This is a genomic window from Thiobacillus denitrificans ATCC 25259 (genome assembly GCF_000012745.1).
Lineage (GTDB): Bacteria > Pseudomonadota > Gammaproteobacteria > Burkholderiales > Thiobacillaceae > Thiobacillus > Thiobacillus denitrificans_B.
The window spans coordinates 870,867-889,306 of the sequence record NC_007404.1; the positions used below are offsets into that span (position 1 = coordinate 870,867).

Annotated in this window: 11 protein-coding genes; 8 read left to right on the top strand and 3 right to left on the bottom strand. The window is 70.2% G+C overall.

Translation table 11 applies throughout. The annotated features are described in order from the left end of the window. Nucleotides 1-58: 58 nt before the first annotated feature. The 3 genes from TBD_RS04195 to imuA all read right to left on the bottom strand — a co-directional run bounded on the left by TBD_RS04195 (nt 59) and on the right by imuA (nt 5,399). Nucleotides 59-3,130 (bottom strand): error-prone DNA polymerase, encoded by a 3,072-nt coding sequence (locus tag TBD_RS04195; RefSeq protein WP_011311340.1) that lies wholly within the window; start codon nt 3,128-3,130, stop codon nt 59-61. 157 nt (nt 3,131-3,287) lie between these two features. Next, the gene (locus tag TBD_RS04200; protein WP_011311341.1) at nt 3,288-4,691 is read right to left on the bottom strand and encodes a Y-family DNA polymerase; all 1,404 of its coding nucleotides are present in this window, start codon (nt 4,689-4,691) and stop codon (nt 3,288-3,290) included. A gap of 21 nt (nt 4,692-4,712) precedes the next feature. Beyond that, a complete protein-coding gene (gene imuA / locus TBD_RS04205) occupies nt 4,713-5,399 on the bottom strand; it encodes a translesion DNA synthesis-associated protein ImuA (RefSeq protein WP_011311342.1) in 687 nt (228 codons plus the stop codon). A gap of 346 nt (nt 5,400-5,745) precedes the next feature. Between imuA and TBD_RS04210 the strand changes: the two genes are divergently transcribed. The 8 genes from TBD_RS04210 to rpoS all read left to right on the top strand — a co-directional run bounded on the left by TBD_RS04210 (nt 5,746) and on the right by rpoS (nt 18,400). After that, the gene (locus TBD_RS04210; RefSeq protein WP_041432345.1) at nt 5,746-8,112 is read left to right on the top strand and encodes a phosphoketolase family protein; all 2,367 of its coding nucleotides are present in this window, start codon (nt 5,746-5,748) and stop codon (nt 8,110-8,112) included. After that, nucleotides 8,100-9,191, top strand: a complete 1,092-nt coding sequence (locus TBD_RS04215) for an acetate/propionate family kinase (RefSeq protein WP_011311344.1) — start codon at nt 8,100-8,102, stop codon at nt 9,189-9,191. Before TBD_RS04210 ends, TBD_RS04215 begins: the two co-directional genes overlap by 13 nt. 79 nt (nt 9,192-9,270) lie before the next feature. Continuing rightward, nucleotides 9,271-11,028: an autotransporter assembly complex protein TamA gene (locus TBD_RS04220; protein ID WP_011311345.1), complete on the top strand. Its 1,758-nt coding sequence runs from the start codon at nt 9,271-9,273 to the stop codon at nt 11,026-11,028. Further along, nucleotides 11,025-14,756, top strand: coding sequence for a translocation/assembly module TamB domain-containing protein (locus tag TBD_RS04225; RefSeq protein WP_011311346.1), 3,732 nt, complete (start codon nt 11,025-11,027; stop codon nt 14,754-14,756). The genes TBD_RS04220 and TBD_RS04225 overlap by 4 nt, the downstream gene beginning before the upstream one ends. Nucleotides 14,757-15,118: 362 nt before the next feature. Then, nucleotides 15,119-15,862, top strand: a complete 744-nt coding sequence (surE, locus tag TBD_RS04230) for a 5'/3'-nucleotidase SurE (protein WP_011311347.1) — start codon at nt 15,119-15,121, stop codon at nt 15,860-15,862. Further along, a complete protein-coding gene (locus tag TBD_RS04235; protein WP_011311348.1) occupies nt 15,847-16,527 on the top strand; it encodes a protein-L-isoaspartate(D-aspartate) O-methyltransferase in 681 nt (226 codons plus the stop codon). Before surE ends, TBD_RS04235 begins: the two co-directional genes overlap by 16 nt. 17 nt (nt 16,528-16,544) lie before the next feature. Continuing rightward, nucleotides 16,545-17,453, top strand: coding sequence for a peptidoglycan DD-metalloendopeptidase family protein (locus TBD_RS04240; RefSeq protein WP_238376494.1), 909 nt, complete (start codon nt 16,545-16,547; stop codon nt 17,451-17,453). Further along, the gene (gene rpoS / locus TBD_RS04245; protein ID WP_011311350.1) at nt 17,450-18,400 is read left to right on the top strand and encodes an RNA polymerase sigma factor RpoS; all 951 of its coding nucleotides are present in this window, start codon (nt 17,450-17,452) and stop codon (nt 18,398-18,400) included. The genes TBD_RS04240 and rpoS overlap by 4 nt, the downstream gene beginning before the upstream one ends. Nucleotides 18,401-18,440 lie beyond the last annotated feature (40 nt).

Here is an 18,440-nt window from a genome sequence, read left to right on the forward strand (position 1 = left end):
GCAAAGGAATGGCGTGTCAGAGGGCGAAGCGCGTCGCGAGTTCCGCGTGCATGAAGCGTCAGTGAAAGTCGCGCGAATGCGTCACAAGGCGGCCGAGCAGCGGGGTCAGGTCCTGCAGGCGGCCGGCGACGAGATGCACGACCTCGCCCTGGCGTTCGAGCACACCATACACCGCCAGCAGCCGTGCGCCCAGCAGTTCGCGCCGCTGCCGTTCGGCGAGGTCGCGCCAGACGATGACGTTGGTCGGCCCGGTCTCGTCCTCGAGCGTTAGAAAGGTCACGCCGCTCGCCGTGCCCGGGCGCTGCCGCGTGACGACGAGTCCGGCCGTGCACGCGAAGCGGCCGTGCGCCAGCCTGCCCAGGGCTTCGGCCGGGGCGAGCCGGCGCCGCGCCAGCAGCGGGCGCAAGAGCGCCAGCGGATGGCGGCCAAGCGTGAGTCCGAGGGCCGCGTAGTCGGCGGCGACGTCCTGGCCTTCGCTCAGCGGAAGCAGCTCGGGCTGGACGTCCTCGCTCACGTCGAGGGCGAGCGGCGCGTTCTGCTCGATGCCGGCGACCTGCCACGCGGCCTGCCTGCGGTGCCCCGAGAGGGCCGCGAGCGCGCCGGCGCGCGCGAGATGCTTGAGGTCGCGTGGCGCGAGGCCGCCGCGGCGGGCGAGGTCTTCGACGCTTGCAAAGGGCTGTTGCGCACGCGCCGCGGCGACGCGCGCGCCGCATTCGAGCGAGAGGCCCTTGACCATGCGCAGGCCGAGACGCAGTGCCGGCTTCCGACTCCCGGCGGCCGGCTCGAGCGTGCAGTCCCAGGCGCTCGCGGTGACGTCGACCGACAACACCTCGACGGCGTGGCGCCGCGCGTCCTGCACGAGCTGGGCTGGCGCGTAGAAGCCCATCGGCTGGCTGTTCAGCAGCGCGCAGGTGAAGGCCGCCGGCTCGTGGCGCTTGAGCCACGCCGAGACGTAGACCAGGAGCGCGAAGCTCGCGGCGTGCGACTCGGGGAAGCCGTATTCGCCGAAGCCGAGGATCTGCTGGAAGATCTGCTGCGCGAAGCTCTCGTCGTAGCCGCGTTCGCGCATGCCGTCGATGAGGCGGCGCTCGAAGTGTTCGAGCCCGCCGCGCCGGCGCCATGCCGCCATCGAACGCCGCACCTGATCGGCCTCGCCCGGCGTGAAGCCCGCGGCGACGATCGCGAGCTGCATGACCTGCTCCTGGAAGATCGGCACGCCGAGCGTGCGTTCGAGCACGCCGCGCACGGCCTCGCTTGGATAGGTCACGGGTTCGAGCCCCTGGCGACGGCGCAGATAGGGATGAATCATGCCGCCCTGGATCGGGCCGGGCCGCACGATCGCGACTTCGATCACCAGGTCGTAGAAGTTGCGCGGCCGCATGCGCGGCAGCATCGACATCTGCGCGCGCGACTCGATCTGGAACACGCCGATGGTGTCGGCGCGGCCGAGCATGTCGTAGACCGCCGGGTCTTCGGACGGGATGTCCGACAGCTCGAGGCGCCGGCCGCGCAGCCGGCCGAGTTCGTCGAGCGCGCGCCGGATCGCCGAGAGCATGCCGAGCGCGAGCACGTCGACTTTCAACAGACCGAGCGCGTCGAGGTCGTCTTTGTCCCACTGGATGATCGTGCGCTCGGGCATCGCCGCGTTCTCGATCGGCACCAGTTGCGAAAGCTGGCCGCGCGCGATCACGAAGCCGCCGACGTGCTGCGAGAGATGGCGCGGAAAGCCGAGCAATTCCTCGACGCGGTCGAGCAGCAGGCGGACCTTGGGGTGGGCGGGATCGAAGCCGGCCTCGACGAGCCGCTGCGGCGCGACCTTGCGGCCGTCCCACCACGAGGTCGACCGCGCCAGCCGGTCGACCTGATCGAGGTCGAAGCCGAGCGCCTTGCCGACGTCCCGGAGTGCGCTCTTGGGCCGGTAGGTGATGACGGTCGCGGCGAGTGCGGCGCGGTCGCGGCCATATTTCGTGTACAGATACTGGATCACTTCCTCGCGCCGCTCGTGCTCGAAGTCGACGTCGATGTCGGGCGGTTCGTTGCGCTCCTTGGAGATGAAGCGCTCGAACAGCATGTCCATGCAGGCCGGGTTCACTTCGGTGATGAAGAGCGCGTAGCACACCGCCGAATTGGCCGCCGAGCCGCGCCCCTGGCAGAGGATGCCGCGGCTGCGCGCAAAGCGCACGATGTCGTGCACGGTCAGGAAATACGGCTCGTAGCGCAGTTCCTCGATGAGCGCGAGTTCGTGCTCGACGAGCGTACGCACCTTGGCGGGCGGGCCGTCGGGAAAGCGCCGGACGAGACCGTCTTCGGTCAGCCGGCGCAGGTGCGAAATCGGCGTTTCGCCTTCGGGTACGAGCTCCTCGGGATATTCATAGCGCAGCTCGTCGAGCGAGAAACTGCAGCGCGCGGCGACCACGAGCGTCTCGGCGAGCCAGGCGGCGGGATAGAGCGTGGCGAGGTCGGACGGCGCGCGCAGATGGCGTTCGCCGTTGGGGTGAAGCGCGGCGCCGGCCTCCGCGAGCGGCACGCCCAGTCGAATCGCGGTGAGCGTGTCCTGCAGCGCGCGGCGACCCGCGACGTGCATGTGCACGTCGCCCGCGGCGACGCGCGGCAGGCCGGCGGCTTCGCCCAGTTCATCGAGCGCGGCGAGGCGCGCGGCGTCGTCGGACGCGCGAAAGCGCTCGGCGGCGAGCCAGGCGCGCCGCGGGAAGCGCGCCACGATCTGGCGCGCCTGCGCGAGCGTCGGCAGCGGCTCGGGCAGCAGCACGACGAGGCAGCCGGGCAGGCCGCTCGCGAGGAGGTCGTCGAGGCCCAGTCGATAACGGCCCTTGAGGGCATTGCGACGGCCATGGGTGATGAAGGCGGAAAGCGCGCCGTAGCCCGCGCGGTCGGTCGCGAGCACGACGAGGCGCAGGCCTTCGACGAGCGTGAATTCGCTGCCGACGATCAGCTTCATGCCGCAGGCCTTGGCCGCCGTGTGCGCGCGCACGACGCCGGCGAGCGAGCATTCGTCGGTCAATGCCAGCGCCGCGTAGCCGAGCTCGGCCGCGCGCGCGACGAGTTCTTCCGGATGCGACGCGCCGCGCAGGAAGGTGAAGTTGCTCAGGCAGTGCAGCTCGGCGTAGGGCATGTTGGGGGCTAGGGGCTAGGGGCTAGGGGCTAGGGTCAGGGGTCAGGGGTCAGGGGTCAGGGGTCAGGGATCAGGGATCAGGGATCAGGGATCAGGGAGGCGCGGGCATCGCCCGCACTTCCCCTGACCCCTGAATCCCGACCCCTGACCCCTCCTCTCAGGCGAACAACCCGTGCACGAACCATTCGCCGGTCGCGCGTTCGCAGTAGACCCAGAGCCGGGCGCCGGCGCGGTCCTGGGCGACGTAGTAGTCGCGCGTTGCGTCGCGGCCGTCCCACCAGCCGCTCTCGATGCGTTCGACAGCGCCTTTGAGGACGAGGTCGCCGTTGCGGCAGGGGAGGGGACGCGGCAGCAGCCACAGCGGACGCTTGGGGGCCGCGGCAGGCTTCGTCCGGGTGCCGGCTTCGCAGCGGCGCCAGGCGCGCTCGGGGCGGTGGTCGGCCACGGCTTCGACGCCGTAGACCGCGTCGCGGCCGAGGCGGACGCGCAGGCGTTCGAGCAGAAGGTCGCCGTCGCCGGCTTCCTCGCCGCGCTGGAACAGGTCCGGGCTCGACCCGTGCAAAGGCTGGAGCCGACGCGCCCTGAGCCGCACCGCATATACCGGCGCCGGCAGGACGGTGCGTTCGAGCGTTTCGCGCAGCAGGAGCAGCATGCGGCTCGCCGCGCGCACCGGCTTGACGAAGCCGAGCTTGAGGACGGTATCCGGCCGGCCTTCGTGGCGGCAGACGTATTCGAGTGCCTGCACGCCGGCCTGGCGCAGCGCGAGATAGCCTTCGAGCTCCGGCAGCAGGCGGCGCGCGACGAAGAGCAGGGCTTCGGCGTGCTCGACCGGCGCCGGCAGTTCGAGGCGGCGCTCGAAACGCGGCGGCGGCGCGAAAAAGGCGCGTGGTTCGGGCAGGCGGCCGAGCGCCCGGTCGAGCTGGTCGAGCAGGCCCTGGCCGTAGCGGCGCGCGAGACCGGCCCGTGGCAGCTTCAGGCAATCGCCGAGGGTGTGCGCGCCGACGAGGTCGAGGCTTTCGCGCGTGTCGGGGGAAAGATCGAGCAGGCCGACCGGCAGGCGGGCGAGCCTGGCTTCGAGTGCGTTTGCGTCGACGGCGGTTTCCTCGCCGGCCTGCGCGAGCAGCCAGGCGCCGAGCGCGGTCGGCGCGCAGGCGGAAGTGGCGCTATAGGCCATGGCGTCGACGCCTTCGCGAACCCGGGCCCGCAGGTTGTCGAGGCCGCGGTGCAGGGTCAGGCAAGTGCCGACTTCGAGCAGCAAGCCGTCGGGCGCCTGCAGGCTCACTGAAGGAGTGAATCGCCCCGCCCAGGCTGCAAGTCCCGTCAGGGCCGCCTGTTCGTCCCCGGGGTCGCGCTGGCGCACGACGAGTTCGTCCGCCAGCGCCTGCGCGGCGGAAGCGGCCATCCCGGGGCGCACGCCGCGCTCGGCGGCCGGGTCGTTGCGGGCGATCACCCAGGTGCGGTTGCCCTGCTTCTCGACGACGGCGAGCGGCAGGGCGGACGCGCTGCCCCGGGTGAAGACTTCGAGGGAAAGCGCCGGGAAATGGAGGGCGAGCCACAACATGAGACTTACTCACACCCTGCTTCAGGAAGCGTGCGAAGCGGTTTTCCGTGCAGGGCCTGTCGACAGCGTGGAGGCCGGGCCACTGCCCGCAGGCCGCAGGTCGAGATGGAGCGGCCGCCCCAGCGGATTGCCGCGGCGCTTGAGGATGTGTACGGCGAGCCCGTCGGGGCGGGGTTCGAGGCGCAGCCGCAGGCCGGCGGGGGAGCGTTCCTGAGCGGCCGCCGCGCTGCGGAACAGCACGCCCCAGCTGCGCCCCGATTCGGCGCCGAGCTGCAGGCGGCGCATGCGTTTTTCGTCGGGCATTTCGAGCCAGTTCAGCACCGCGCCGCAGGCGCCGGAGCGCAGCGCCTGTTCGGCCGTCCACCAGGCGTCGGCCGGCGATTGCGGGCGCGCGATCAGGAGCCGTTCGAGGCGGATGCCGGACGCGGCCAGCGCCGGGGCATAGGGCACGTGTGGCGGCGCGACCCAGGCGAGCCAGGCGCTTTGCCCGGATACGCGCGCAAGGGCGGGAAGCAGCAGGCGCAATTCGCCGATGCCTTCGCGTTCGAGCAGGATTTCGGTCAACGTGCCGCGTGGCCAGCCGCCGCCCGGCAGCTCGGCGTCGAGCTCTGCGAACCCGGTCGACAGCGTCTCCTCGCTCGCCTGCGCGAGCTGCTTGCCGCGCCAGATGCCCGGGTGCTGCAGCACGCTTTCGAGGGCGGCGCTCATCGCGGGGCGGGGCGGGTCGCGCCCCGCTTGAAACCGAGCCCGGCGTCGGGCGAGCCAAGCCCGCAGCGCGGCCCGATCCGGGCACGCGGGCCGCGGGCTTCGCGGTCGCGGGTCCGGTGCCGGATTTCCTGCGGACGGGGGGTGAGAGGGGACATGCGGGCTCCTGCAAAACTACTGTTGATTTATACAGTATTCTGGGCGCGATTCCAAGCCGCAAAAAATCCTGCGCGACGGCGCGAACTCGCTCGCGCCGCGTCCACGGCGGGGCGCCGCCATGTATTCCTTTGAACCATATACCGGGCGTCCAATCAGACTTGATCTGCTCGTGCACAAAGGGGAGACCAGCATGGACGCGCCGACACCCGCCACGGCCCTGACATCGGTGGAACTCGAACAGCTGGACGCCTACTGGCGCGCGGCCAATTACCTCTCGGTCGGGCAGATTTATCTGTTCGACAATCCGCTGCTCAAACAGCCGCTTGACCGCGCCCACATCAAGCCGCGCCTGCTCGGCCACTGGGGAACGACGCCGGGCCTGAACTTCATCTATGCCCACATGAACCGCGCGATCCGCGCCCACGATCTCGACATGATCTTCATCACGGGCCCCGGACACGGCGGCCCGGCTGTCGTCGCGAACACCTATCTCGAAGGCAGCTACAGCGAGCTCTATCCCAACATCACCCGCGACGAGGCCGGCCTGCGCCAGCTGTTCCGCCAGTTTTCCTTCCCCGGCGGCATCCCGAGCCACGCGGCGCCCGAGACGCCGGGCTCGATCAACGAAGGCGGCGAGCTCGGCTATTCGCTGCTGCACGCCTACGGCGCCGTGTTTGACAATCCCGACCTGATCGCCTGCTGCGTGATCGGCGATGGGGAGGCCGAAACCGGCGCGCTCGCGACGTCGTGGCATTCCAACAAGTTTCTCGACCCGCGCGGCGACGGCGCGGTGCTGCCGGTCCTGCATCTGAACGGCTACAAGATCGCGAATCCCGCGTTCCTCGCGCGCATCCCGCGCCACGAACTCGAAAGCCTGCTGACGGGCTACGGCTACCGGCCGATTTTCGTCGAGGGCGACGAGCCAAGCGACATGCATCAGAAGATGGCCGCTGCGGTCGACCAGGCGCTTGCCGAGATTCGCGGTATCCAGCGCCGGGCGCGCGACGGCGGGGAGACCACGCGTCCGACATGGCCGATGATCGTGCTCGACTCGCCCAAGGGCTGGACCGGACCGAAGGAAGTCGACGGCAAGAAGACCGAGGACTACTGGCGTTCGCACCAGGTGCCGTTCGGCGACCTCGACAATCCCGCGCACGTGCGCCTGCTCGATGACTGGATGCGCAGCTACCGTCCCGAAGAACTGTTCGACGCCGGCGGCGCGTTAAAGCCCGAGCTCGCCGCGCTCGCACCGACGGGCGAGCGGCGCATGGGCGCCAACCCGCACGCCAACGGCGGCAAGCTCCTGCGCGACCTGCGGCTGCCGGATTTCCGCGACTACCGGGTCGAGCTGGACGCGCCCGGCAGCGTCGTCAGCGAGACGACGCGCACGCTCGGCGCCTATCTGCGCGACGTCGTGCGCGACAATCCCGACAATTTCCGTCTCTTCGGTCCCGACGAGACGCATTCGAACCGGCTTTCGGCGGTCTTCGAGGTCACCGACCGCACCTGGGTCGCCGAACGCTACCCCTACGACGACCATCTCGCGGCCGACGGCCGGGTCATGGAGATCCTCTCGGAACACGCCTGCGAAGGCTGGCTCGAGGGCTATCTGCTGAGCGGGCGCCACGGCCTCTTCTCGTGCTACGAGGCCTTCATCCACATCATCGGGTCGATGTTCAACCAGCACGCCAAATGGCTCAAGGTCTGTAACGAGATTCCGTGGCGCGTGCCGGTTGCCTCGCTCAACATCCTGCTCACCTCGCACGTCTGGCGCCAGGACCACAACGGCTTCTCGCACCAGGACCCGGGCTTCATCGACCACGTCGTCAACAAGAAGGCCGACGTCATCCGCGTCTATCTGCCGCCCGACGCCAACACGCTGCTCGTCGTCGCCGACAAGTGCCTGAGGAGCCGCAATCTCGTCAACGTCATCGTCGCCGGCAAGCAGCCCGAGCAGCAGTGGCTCGACATGGACGCCGCGGTCACTCACGCTGGCGTCGGCGTCGGCATCTGGGACTGGGCGTGCAACGACCAGGGCGGCGAGCCCGACATCGTGCTCGCGGCCGCGGGCGACGTGCCGACCATGGAAATGCTCGCCGCGATCGACCTCCTGCGCACGCTCGTCCCCGACCTCAAAATTCGCTTCATCAACGTCGTCGACCTGATGACGCTGCAGCCTGCAGAGGAGCACCCGCACGGCCTGCCGGACGAGGAATTCGACCTTCTGTTCACGACCGACAAGCCCATCCTCTTCGGCTATCACGGCTATCCGTGGCTGATCCATCGCCTCACCTACCGCCGCACCAACCACGACAACCTGCACGTGCGCGGCTACAAGGAGGAGGGCACGACGACGACGCCCTTCGACATGGTCGTGCTGAACGAGCTGGATCGCTTCCATCTCGTCATCGACGTCGCGCGCCGCGTGCCGAAGCTGCAGGCCCAGGCGGCGCACCTGCAGCAGCAGATGCTCGACAAGCTCGGCGCGCACACGCAATACATCCACGCCCACGGCGAGGACATGCCCGAGATCCGGGACTGGAAATGGGCGCGCTAACCCGCAGCGTACTGACGCTCAACAGCGGCTCGTCGAGCCTCAAGGTGAGTCTGTTCCGCGCCGACGGCACGCGCAGCAACTGGCATTACCGCGCGCGCAGCGGCGCCGACGACGAGGCCTTCGCCGGCCTGCTGCGCGACCTCGACGGCGAGGCGCCGGACGCGGTCGGGCACCGCTTCGTCCACGGCGGCGAGATTGCCGAGGCCGCCCGCCTGCTCGACGACGCCGAGCTCGCGCGATTGGGTCAACTCGTCCCGCTCGCGCCGCTGCACCTGCCCGGCAACCTGCACGGCGTCGAATGGTGCCGCGCGCACTTCGATCTGCCGCAGGTCGCGTGCTTCGATACCGCCTTCCACCACACGCTGCCCGAACTCGCGCGCCGGTTGCCGATCCCGCGCGAACTCGGGCTGCGACGCTACGGTTTCCACGGCCTCAACTACAGCTACGTCGCCGCGCGCCTGCCCGCGCTGCTCGGCGCGGCGGCGCACGGGCGCGTCGTCGTCGCCCATCTCGGTTCCGGCGCGAGCCTGTGCCTGCTCGAAAATCTGCGCTCGGCCGACACGACCATGGGCTGGTCGCCGGCAGGCGGCATCCCGATGGCGACGCGCAGCGGCGACCTCGACCCCGGCGTCATGCTCGAACTCGCCGGGCGCTTCGACGGCGAGGCCTTGCGCGAACTCGTCTACCGGCGGATGGGACTTCTCGCCCTGTCGGATGGCGAAAGCGCCGAAATGTCGGCCCTGCTCGCAAGCGAAAGCGCGGCGGCGGCGTTCGCGGTCGACTACTTCTGCCGCCAGGTGCGTGCCGCGATCGGCGCCTTCGCCGCGAAGAGCGGGGGCATCGACGCGTTGGTGTTCACCGGCGGCATCGGCGAGCACGCGCCCGAGGTGCGCGCCCGCGTCTGCGCGCCGCTCGGCTTCCTCGGTTTCGCGCTCGACGCCGCTGCGAACGAAGCCGGGCGCGAGGCGCTTCGTGCGCCGGGGTCGAAGCCGGTGCTGAAGATCGCGGCCGGCGAGGAGGACGTCATACGGGACGAGGTGGAACGCGTACTCGACGGCGCACCGTGCCCTGAACCCTAGCCCCGCGGGCTCCTTCGCGCGCCGGCGCCCGAGCCTCCCCGGTCTTGGGCGCGAGCCCGCGTGCCCCTAGAATTGAAAAGTGCCCACCTCCACCGCGCCTGCCGTCGTGCCCCGCCTGCTCAAGACGCTGCTGTTGCTGGCGGCGCTGCACGCGTCGGCGGCGCGCGCGCTCAGCGTCGAGGTGCAGGCGCCCGAGGAGATCGCGGCGCTGCTGCGCGAGCATCTGGAGACCGCCCGCGCGGCGCGCCTCGGCGAGAAGCCCGATGCTGACGAAATCGCGCGCCTGCAGCGCAAGAGCGAAGAGACGGCGCGCGACCTGCTCGCGACCGAGGGGTATTTTTCTCCGCGCATCGACAGCGTCGTGACGCCCGTGGGCGACGACTGGCGCGTGTCCTACCGGGTCGAGCCGGGGCCCCGCACGACGGTGCGCCGCGCCGTGCTCCGCTTCGAAGGCGCGGTCGCGCGCGATGAGGCCCGCGGCCTGCGCGCCCGGCTCGCGCGCGCGTTTGCCGAGAACGCAGGCAAGCCGTTCCGCCAGGCCGAATGGGAAGCCGCGAAGCTCGCGGTGCTGCGCCTCCTGCTCGCGAACGCCTACCTCGCCGCCCGCATCGCGACGAGCGAGGCGCGCGTCGACCCCGCGGCGCGCGCCGCCGATCTCAGCGTCACGATCGACAGCGGACCCGCGTTCCACTACGGCGCCCCCGTCGTCAGCGGAACCGCGCGCTATCCCGAATCGATCGTGCGCAACCTCAATCCGGCGGCACCCGGCAAGCCCGTGCGCCAGCAGGACCTGCTCGACTACCAGATGGCCCTCGAGGCGAGCGGCTATTTCGCGCAGGCGACGGTGCGCGTCGAGCCCGACCCGGCACGCGCGGCGGCGATCCCGATCGAGGTCACGGTCGTCGAGCGTCCGCTCAAGCGCTTCAGCGTCGGCGCGGGGGTGAGTACCGACACCGGCGCGCGCGTGCAGGCCGCGTGGCTGCATCGCGACATCCTCGACCGCGGCATGCGCCTGCGGCTCGAGTCGCGGCTCGAGACGACGCGGCAAAGCGGGCTCGCCGAGCTGACCTGGCCGCGCAACACCAAGCGTTACGAACACAGCCTCGGCCTGCAGCTCAGGCAGGAGGAAATCGAAGGCCAGGAGACGCATGCGACCGTGCTCGCGGCGCGGCGCAATCTGCTGCGCGGCAAGATCGAGACCAACCTGACGCTGCAATACCAGACCGAGGAGCAGTCGGTCGGCGATGCCCCGGAGGTCCGCAACCAGGCCCTGACCGCGAACTACGCGTGGACCAAGCGCGCGATCGGGCGCGCCTTCTATCCGCGGCGCGGCTACGTCCTCAGCCTGCAGGGCGGCGGGGCCTCGGAAGCGCTGTTGTCCGACACCAGCTTCGTTCGCCTCTACGGCCGCCATATCCATTACCTGCCGGCCGGTGACCGCGGCCGCCTCGTGCTGCGCGGCGAATTCGGCAGCGTGCTCGCCGATACGCGCGACGGCATTCCGACCGATTTCCTGTTCCGCGCCGGCGGCGACAACTCGGTGCGCGGCTACGCCTACCAGAGTCTCGGCGAACCGGTCGACGGCGGCGTCGCCTCGGTGCGCTATCTCGCGACCGGCAGCGTCGAATACAACTATTTCTTCACGCGCAACTGGGGCGCGGCGGTCTTCGTCGACGCCGGTGACGCTGCCGACAGCACAGCGGCGCTGTCGCCGGTATTCGGCTACGGCGTCGGCGCCCGCTATCGTTCACCGGTGGGTCCGGTCAACGTCGACGTCGCCTACGGCGAGGCGACCGACGAGGTCCGCCTGCATTTCTCGCTCGGGGTGTCGTTTTGAAGCGCGCTGGCTGGGTGCTCGCGGGTTTGCTCGGACTCCTGGCGCTGCTGCTTGGGGCTGCCGCCACGCTGGCGACGACGGCAACGGGTTTTCGCTGGCTCGCCGACGCGGCGAGCGCGCTCTCCGGCGAGCGGCTGAAATTGGAAGGCGTCAGCGGCCATCTCGGCGCACCGATCGCGGTCAAGCGTCTCACACTGGTCACGCAGTTGAGGCGTATCGAAGCCGAAGACCTTCGCCTGCGCTGGCAGCCGCGTGCCCTATGGGAGCGCCGTCTCGAAGTCGAGCTGCTCGCCGCGCGGGTCGTGCGCGTCGACGTCCTGCGCGAGGACCCGAGGCCGCCCCAGCTTCCGGCAAGCCTGCGCCTGCCGCTCGACGTGCGCGTGCACGCCTTCGATCTCGGCCGGCTCGAGATGACGAACGCGGCGTCGATGCAGATCTTCCGTCGCCTCCACGCGCGCCTCGACGGTCGCGGCGACCGCTATCGCGTGTCCGGCGCGCGCGTGCTCACGCCCTGGGCCGACGTAACGGGGCGTTTTGAGCTCGGCAAGGACGCGCCATTCGCCCTGCAGGGCAGCTTCGACGCGACCCGCCGCGAGCCGCTGCCGCTGCATGCGCGGCTGCGCCTGGCCGGCTCGCTCGCTGCGCTGCGCTTCGAGGGCGACGCGACGGCCGAAGGCATGAGCGTGGTCGCCAGCGGCGAGGCGGCGCCGTTCGCCGAGGTGCGGCTGCGGCGGGTGCTGCTCGCCGGGCAGGGCATCGACCCGCGCCGCCTTGCCCCCGGCGCGCCGACGGCCGACCTTGCCTTTTCCGGCGTGTTCGAGGGCCGCGCGGGCGAACGGCTGATCGGAACGTTCAGCCTCAGCAACGCGCTCGCCGGGCGCCTCGATCAGGAGCGGCTGCCCTTGGCCAATCTCAGCGGTGCCGTCTTCGGCGACGTCGCGGCGGCCGACTTCAGGGCGCTGACTGTCGATCTCGGCGCCGCCGGACGGTTCAGCGGCGCGGGGCAGTGGCGCAACGGCCGCGCCGTGCTCGACCTCGTCAGTCCGCGCGTCGATCTCGCCGCGCTGCACGGCAAGCTCTATCCGACGCGCATGGCGACACGCTTGCAGTTCGCCGGCGACCTGGCCCGGCAGACGCTCGACGGGACATTCTCCGAGCGCTGGGGCGAAGGCCGCTTCGCGCTCAGCCGCGACGCGGCGCGCCTGCGTCTCGAGACCCTGCAGTTTCGCGGGCGGGCCGGACAGCTGACCGCGTCGGGCGAAATGCAGTCCGACGCCACGCGCGCGTTCGCCGCCCGCTTCGACGCCACGCGGATCGACCCCGCGCAATTCGGCAAGCTGCCGCGCGCGCGGCTGAATCTGCGCGGCGCGCTCAGCGGTGCGCTGGCCCCGCAGCCGCGGCTTCTCGCCGAGTTCACCCTGCCCACGGGGGAGCTCGAAGGCAGCCCGATACGCGGCCATGGGCGCCTGCGTTACGCCGAGGGGCATCTCGCGGACGCCGACATCGATCTCGATCTCGCCGGTAACCGCGCAACGTTTACCGGCGCTTATGGCCGCGCCGGGGACCGGCTCGACTGGAACGTCGATGCACCCGACCTCGGGCGGCTCAAGTTCGGCCTGGACGGGCAGCTGACGAGCCGCGGCAGCGTCGCCGGCGATCCGGCCGCGCCGCAGGTCGAGATGCAACTCGCCGCCCGCGCCTTGCGGCTGCCCGGCGGCGTCGCGGTCGAGCACGCCGATCTCGCACTCACATTGCAGGCGACCGCGCGCGGCGCCTTCGAGGGCCGGGTCGACGCGCGCGGCGTGCGCGTCGCCGGGCAGCGCATCGCCACGCTCAGCGCCACGCTCGACGGGCAGCGCGCGGCGCATACGCTGGCGCTCGACGCGTCCTTGCCGCAGGGGCGGCTCAACGCGACGCTCGCCGGCGGCCTCGGCGCCGACTCGGTCTGGCGCGGTCAGTTGCAGAAGGCCGCGCTGCAGGGCGAATGGCCGATCGTGCTCACGGCGCCGGCGACGCTCGTGCTCGGCCGCGCGCAGCAACAGGTCGACGGGCTCGTGCTGTCGGTGGCAGGGGGCCGGGTGGCCATCGAGCACTTCAGCCGCCGCGGCACGCAGCTCGCGAGCCGCGGCAGCGTCGATCGATTTCCGCTCGCGCCGCTGCGCGATCTGCTCGAGGAGGGGCCGCGCTTCACGACCGACCTGCGCTTTGCCGGCAACTGGAAGCTGCGCGCCGACGAAACGCTCGACGGCACGCTGAGCCTGCGCCGCCAGTCGGGCGATCTGCGGCTCGCCGAGCCTGCGCTGCAGCTGGGTCTGGAGGCGCTGCAGCTCGATCTCGTCGCCGCCGCGAATCGCGTCGACGCGCGCCTGGCGGTCGAAAGTACGCGCGCCGGCCAGTTGCACGCCACGGCGCGTGCGGCACTCGTGCGCGAGGGTGCGGCGTTCACGCTGAACCGCGCCGCGCCGCTGGCGTGGAATGCCCGCTTCGACGTTCCCGATCTGCGCCTGGCCAAGGCATTTCTTCCGGTCGGCATCCGGCTCGACGCGCACCTCGTCGGTCGACTCGACGGCAGCGGCAGCATCGCCGCACCGCGCATCGACGGCGTCGTCGACGCGCAGCAGATCCGTTTCGCGATGCCAGAGCAAGGCGTCGCGATCAGCGATGGCACGCTCAGGCTCGCGCTTGCGGGGGATCGCGTGCGCGTGCAGCAGGGCGAATTGAAAGGCGCCGGCGGGGGCGGGCGCATCCGCGTGAGCGGCGAGGCGCAGCTCAGAAATCCACAGGCGGGGCTTACGCTCGAATTCGAGAAATTCGCCGCGATTCAGCGCAGCGACAGGCAGGTGATCGTGTCGGGCACCACGCGGCTGGTGATCGATCCGCGTCACCTGGAACTCCGCGGCGAACTGACGGCCGACCGCGCCCGGCTCGAAATGCCCGGGGCGAGCCGGCCGATGTTGTCGGACGACGTCGTCGTGGTCGGCCGGCCGCCGCGCGAAAAGCCCGCCGCGCAACGGTTTCCGCTCGCGCTCGACCTGCGGCTGCGGCTCGGCAGCGATTTCCTGTTCGACGGCGGGGGGCTCGACGCCCGCCTCGGCGGCGAACTGCGCGTCTTCACGGTCGACAAGGTCGTGCGCGGCGAGGGCACGATCCGGGTCGAGGAGGGGCGGTATTCGGCCTACGGCCAGACGCTTGCGATCGAGCGCGGCGTGCTGCGCTTCGTCGGACCGATCGACAACCCGGGGCTTGACGTGCTCGCGGTCCGCGTGACGCCGGCGGTCAAGGTCGGCGTGCAGGTCGGCGGAACCGTACAGCGCCCGCTCGTCAAGCTGTATTCGGATCCGCCGCTGCCCGACACCGAGAAGCTCGCCTGGCTCGTGCTCGGTCACGGCCTCGAAGGCAGCGGGCAGGAAGAGTTCGTGCTGATGCAGGTCGCCGCCGGCGCGCTGCTGTCGCAGGCCGAGTCGGTCAACGTGCAGGCGAAGCTCGCCGAGACGCTCGGCATCGACACCTTCGACGTGCGCTCGGGCGGGGGCGAAGACCTCACCAGCACCGTGGTCAGCCTCGGCAAGCGGCTGTCGTCGCGCGCAACCCTCAGCTACGAGCAAAGCCTCGACGGCCTGCACCAGTTCGTCAAGGTGCTGTACCAGCTGACGCCGCACGTGAGGCTCGAGGCGCAGGCAGGACAGCAAAGCAGTTTCGACGCGTTTTACACGCTCGAATACGATTAGGGCCTGTTGACGCTATTTTCACGCCTGCGGCGAGGTCGATTCGGGATGCGGCCCGCGAAGCACGCCGCGCCGCTGTGCGAGCACAGCAAGCGGACTGCGACAAAAGGATGCGCCCGAATCGGCCCGCCCCTCCGGGTTGCTGCGAGAAAGCGTGCGTGCGGCGTTACGCCGCCTGGCAAGAGATTTCCCTTGCCAGCGCGACGTGCCCTGCACTCACCGCTTTCTCGCGGCAACGCAGACGCGAAAATAGCGTCAACAGGCCCTGGATCGCGCAAGACCCGTTGTAGAATCGGGCGCATGTTCGACGCCCGCTTTACGCCATCCCCGTCCCGATCGTCCGTTTCGCGGGGAGGCTGCCGCTGATGCGCATCCTGCTTTCCAACGACGACGGTTATTTCGCCCCGGGCCTGGCGGCGCTGGCCGAGGCGCTGGCGCCACTCGCCGAGGTCACGGTCGTCGCGCCCGAGCGCGACCGCAGCGGCGCGTCCAATTCGCTCACGCTCGATCGTCCGCTCATGCTGCGGCAGGCCCCGAGCGGTTTCTATTACGTCAACGGTACGCCGACCGATTGCGTCCACCTCGCCGTCACCGGCATGCTCGACCATCTGCCCGACATGGTGATCTCGGGCATCAATCACGGCGCGAACATGGGCGACGACACGATTTATTCGGGCACGGTCGCCGCGGCGACCGAGGGCTATCTGCTCGGCATCCCGTCGATCGCCGTCTCGCTCGCGAACCACAACGCCCTGTATTTCGACACGGCCGCGCGCGTCGTCAGCGACCTCGTGCGGCGTCTGCAGAACAATCCGCCGACCGAGCCGACGCTGCTCAATGTCAACGTTCCCGATCGCGCCTGGGATGCGGTCAGGGGGATCAGCGTGACGCGGCTCGGCAAGCGGCACAAGGCCGAGTCCGTCGTCAAGACGTCCAATCCCCGCGGGCAGACCGTCTACTGGGTCGGCGCGGCCGGCGCCGCGCAGGACGCCGGCGAGGGCACGGACTTCCATGCCGTCGCCAACGGCTATGTTTCGATCACCCCGCTGCAAATGGACCTCACCCGTTTCAGCCAGATGGAAAGCGTGACGGCGTGGCTGAAACCCTGAACCCGCGCGCCGGCATCGGCATGACCTCGGCGCGGACCCGCGGCCGCATGGTCGAGCGTCTGCGCGAGCAGGGCATCAAGGACGAAATGGTGCTGGCGGCGATGGGCATGGTCCCGCGTCACCTCTACGTCGACCAGGCGCTCGAGTCGCGCGCCTACGAGGACACGGCCCTGCCGATCGGCTTCGGCCAGACCATATCCAATCCCTACATCGTCGCGCGCATGGCCGAGCTCGCCCGCCACGGCGAAAACGGCAAGGGGCAGACGCTCGGCCGCGTGCTCGAGATCGGCCTCGGCTGCGGCTACCAGGCCGCGGTGCTCGGCAAGCTTGCGCGCGAGGTGGTGTCGATCGAGCGCATCGCTGCGCTCGTCGGCAAGACGCGCGCCCGCCTGCGCGAACTGCGCGTCAACAACGTCAAGCCGAAGCACGGCGACGGCATGAACGGCGCCCGGGATTTCGCGCCCTTCGATGCCATCGTGCTCGCGGCGGCCTTCGCCGAGGTCCCGCAGGCCTTGCTTGCGCAGCTGGCCGATGGCGGCCGCCTGGTGATGCCGCTCGGCAACGCCACCCAGACGCTGTGCCTGATCGAGCGTCAAGGCGAAGCCTTCGTCGAACAGCGCCTCGAAGGGGTGAAATTCGTGCCGCTGCTGCCGGGGGTCGCGTGAAGGGCCTGGCCGTCGCCTTGGCGCTGCTGCTCGGGCTGGCCGGTTGTGCGGCGCCCGGCTACGCGCCGGTCAGCGACCGGACCTCCGGCCGCGGGGCGGCGCGGGTCGAGGCCCCGCGGCCGACGCCCCAGATCGCGCCGTCCAGGAACGGCTTGCACACCGTGCAAAGCGGCCACACCTTGTACGCGATCGCCTTCGCGAACGGGCTCGATTACCGCGAGATCGCGATCTGGAACAAGCTCGAGTCGGCCGACCGCATCCTGGTCGGGCAGGTGCTGCGGCTGACGCCGCCCCCGGGCGAGGTCGAAATCGCGCCGCTCGACGACGAGCCCGCCCCGGCCGCGCAACCGCTCACCGAGGCGCGCGTGCTGCGCGAACCGCAGGCCGTGCTGATGCCGTACTCCGAAGCCAACTGGGCGCAGGTATCGAAACCCGCGGTCGCGGCCGCGCCCGAACCTCCGCCGTCCGCCCCCCCGGCGACCGCTCCCGCGGCGACCGCTCCCGCGGCGACCGCCCCCGCCGGGCCGGCGTCGCAGAACCCGGTGCCCACCGCACCGGTCGAAGCCTGGCTCTGGCCGGTCGAGGGCAGGCTCGCCGGACGCTTCGGCGCAGCAGGAGGCAAAGGAATAGACATTGTCGGACAACGGAATGCGCCCGTAATAGCGGTCGCGCCGGGTAAAGTGGTTTACAGTGGCAGCGGCCTCCGTGGATACGGACGGCTGCTGATCGTCAAACATGCGGGCGAATACCTTTCGGCGTACGCTCACAACGAGACGATCCTGGTGAAGGAAGGCGACGCGGTCGCGGCAGGTCAGAAGATCGCCCTCATGGGCGACAGCGACGCCGACCGCGTGAAACTGCATTTCGAGATCCGCCGTTATGGCAAACCGCTTGACCCACTGAATTATCTGCCGGAGCGTTCATGAGCCGCGAACACAGCGATGAATCGGATGACTTGACGCCTGACGAAACCGAGGCCGACGAGGAACGTCACGCCGCCTCGGACAGCAACGAGGAATTGGCCTCGGCCATCCTCGACGAACCGCAGGTCGACGTCACCCAACTGTATCTCAACGAAATCGGTCAGGCGCCGCTCTTGACCGCGGCGGAGGAAGTCGCGCTGGCCCGCCGCACCGTGCTTGGCGACTTCGAAGCGCGCCAGACCATGATCGAGCGCAACCTGCGCCTGGTCGTCAACATCGCCAAGCACTACGCCAACCGCGGCCTCACCCTGCTCGACCTGGTCGAGGAGGGCAACCTCGGGCTGATCCACGCACTCGAGAAATTCGATCCCGAGCGCGGCTTCCGCTTCTCGACCTACGCGACCTGGTGGATCCGCCAGAACATCGAGCGCGCGATCATGAACCAGTCGCGCACGATCCGGCTGCCGGTTCACATCATCAAGGAACTCAACATCTATCTGCGCGCCCAGCGCCATCTCGAGACCCACGGCGTCACCGACGCGACGTCCGACGACATCGCCGCGCTGACCGGACACCCGGTCGCCGACGTGCGCCGCATCATGCAGCTGAACGAGCGGATCGCCTCGCTCGACGCGCCGCTCGACGTCGACCCCACGCTCTCCCTCGGCGAGGCGATCGCGGACGACAACGCGCATCTCCCCGACGAGATGCTGCAACTCGAGGAGATCGAGAACCACGTCCAGGAATGGCTGACCCAGCTCAACGACAAGCAGCGCTGGGTGATCGAGCGCCGTTTCGGGCTCAACGGCTGCGAGGCCTGCACGCTCGAAGACCTGGCCCTCGAACTCGAAGTGACGCGCGAACGCGTGCGCCAGATCCAGATGGAATCGCTGCGTGTGCTGCGGCAGCTGCTGCGGCGCCGCGGCGTGACCAAGGACGAGCTGTTCTAGGGCGGGCGCCTGCGTCCCGCGCGGCGTCGAGGAATCCGCC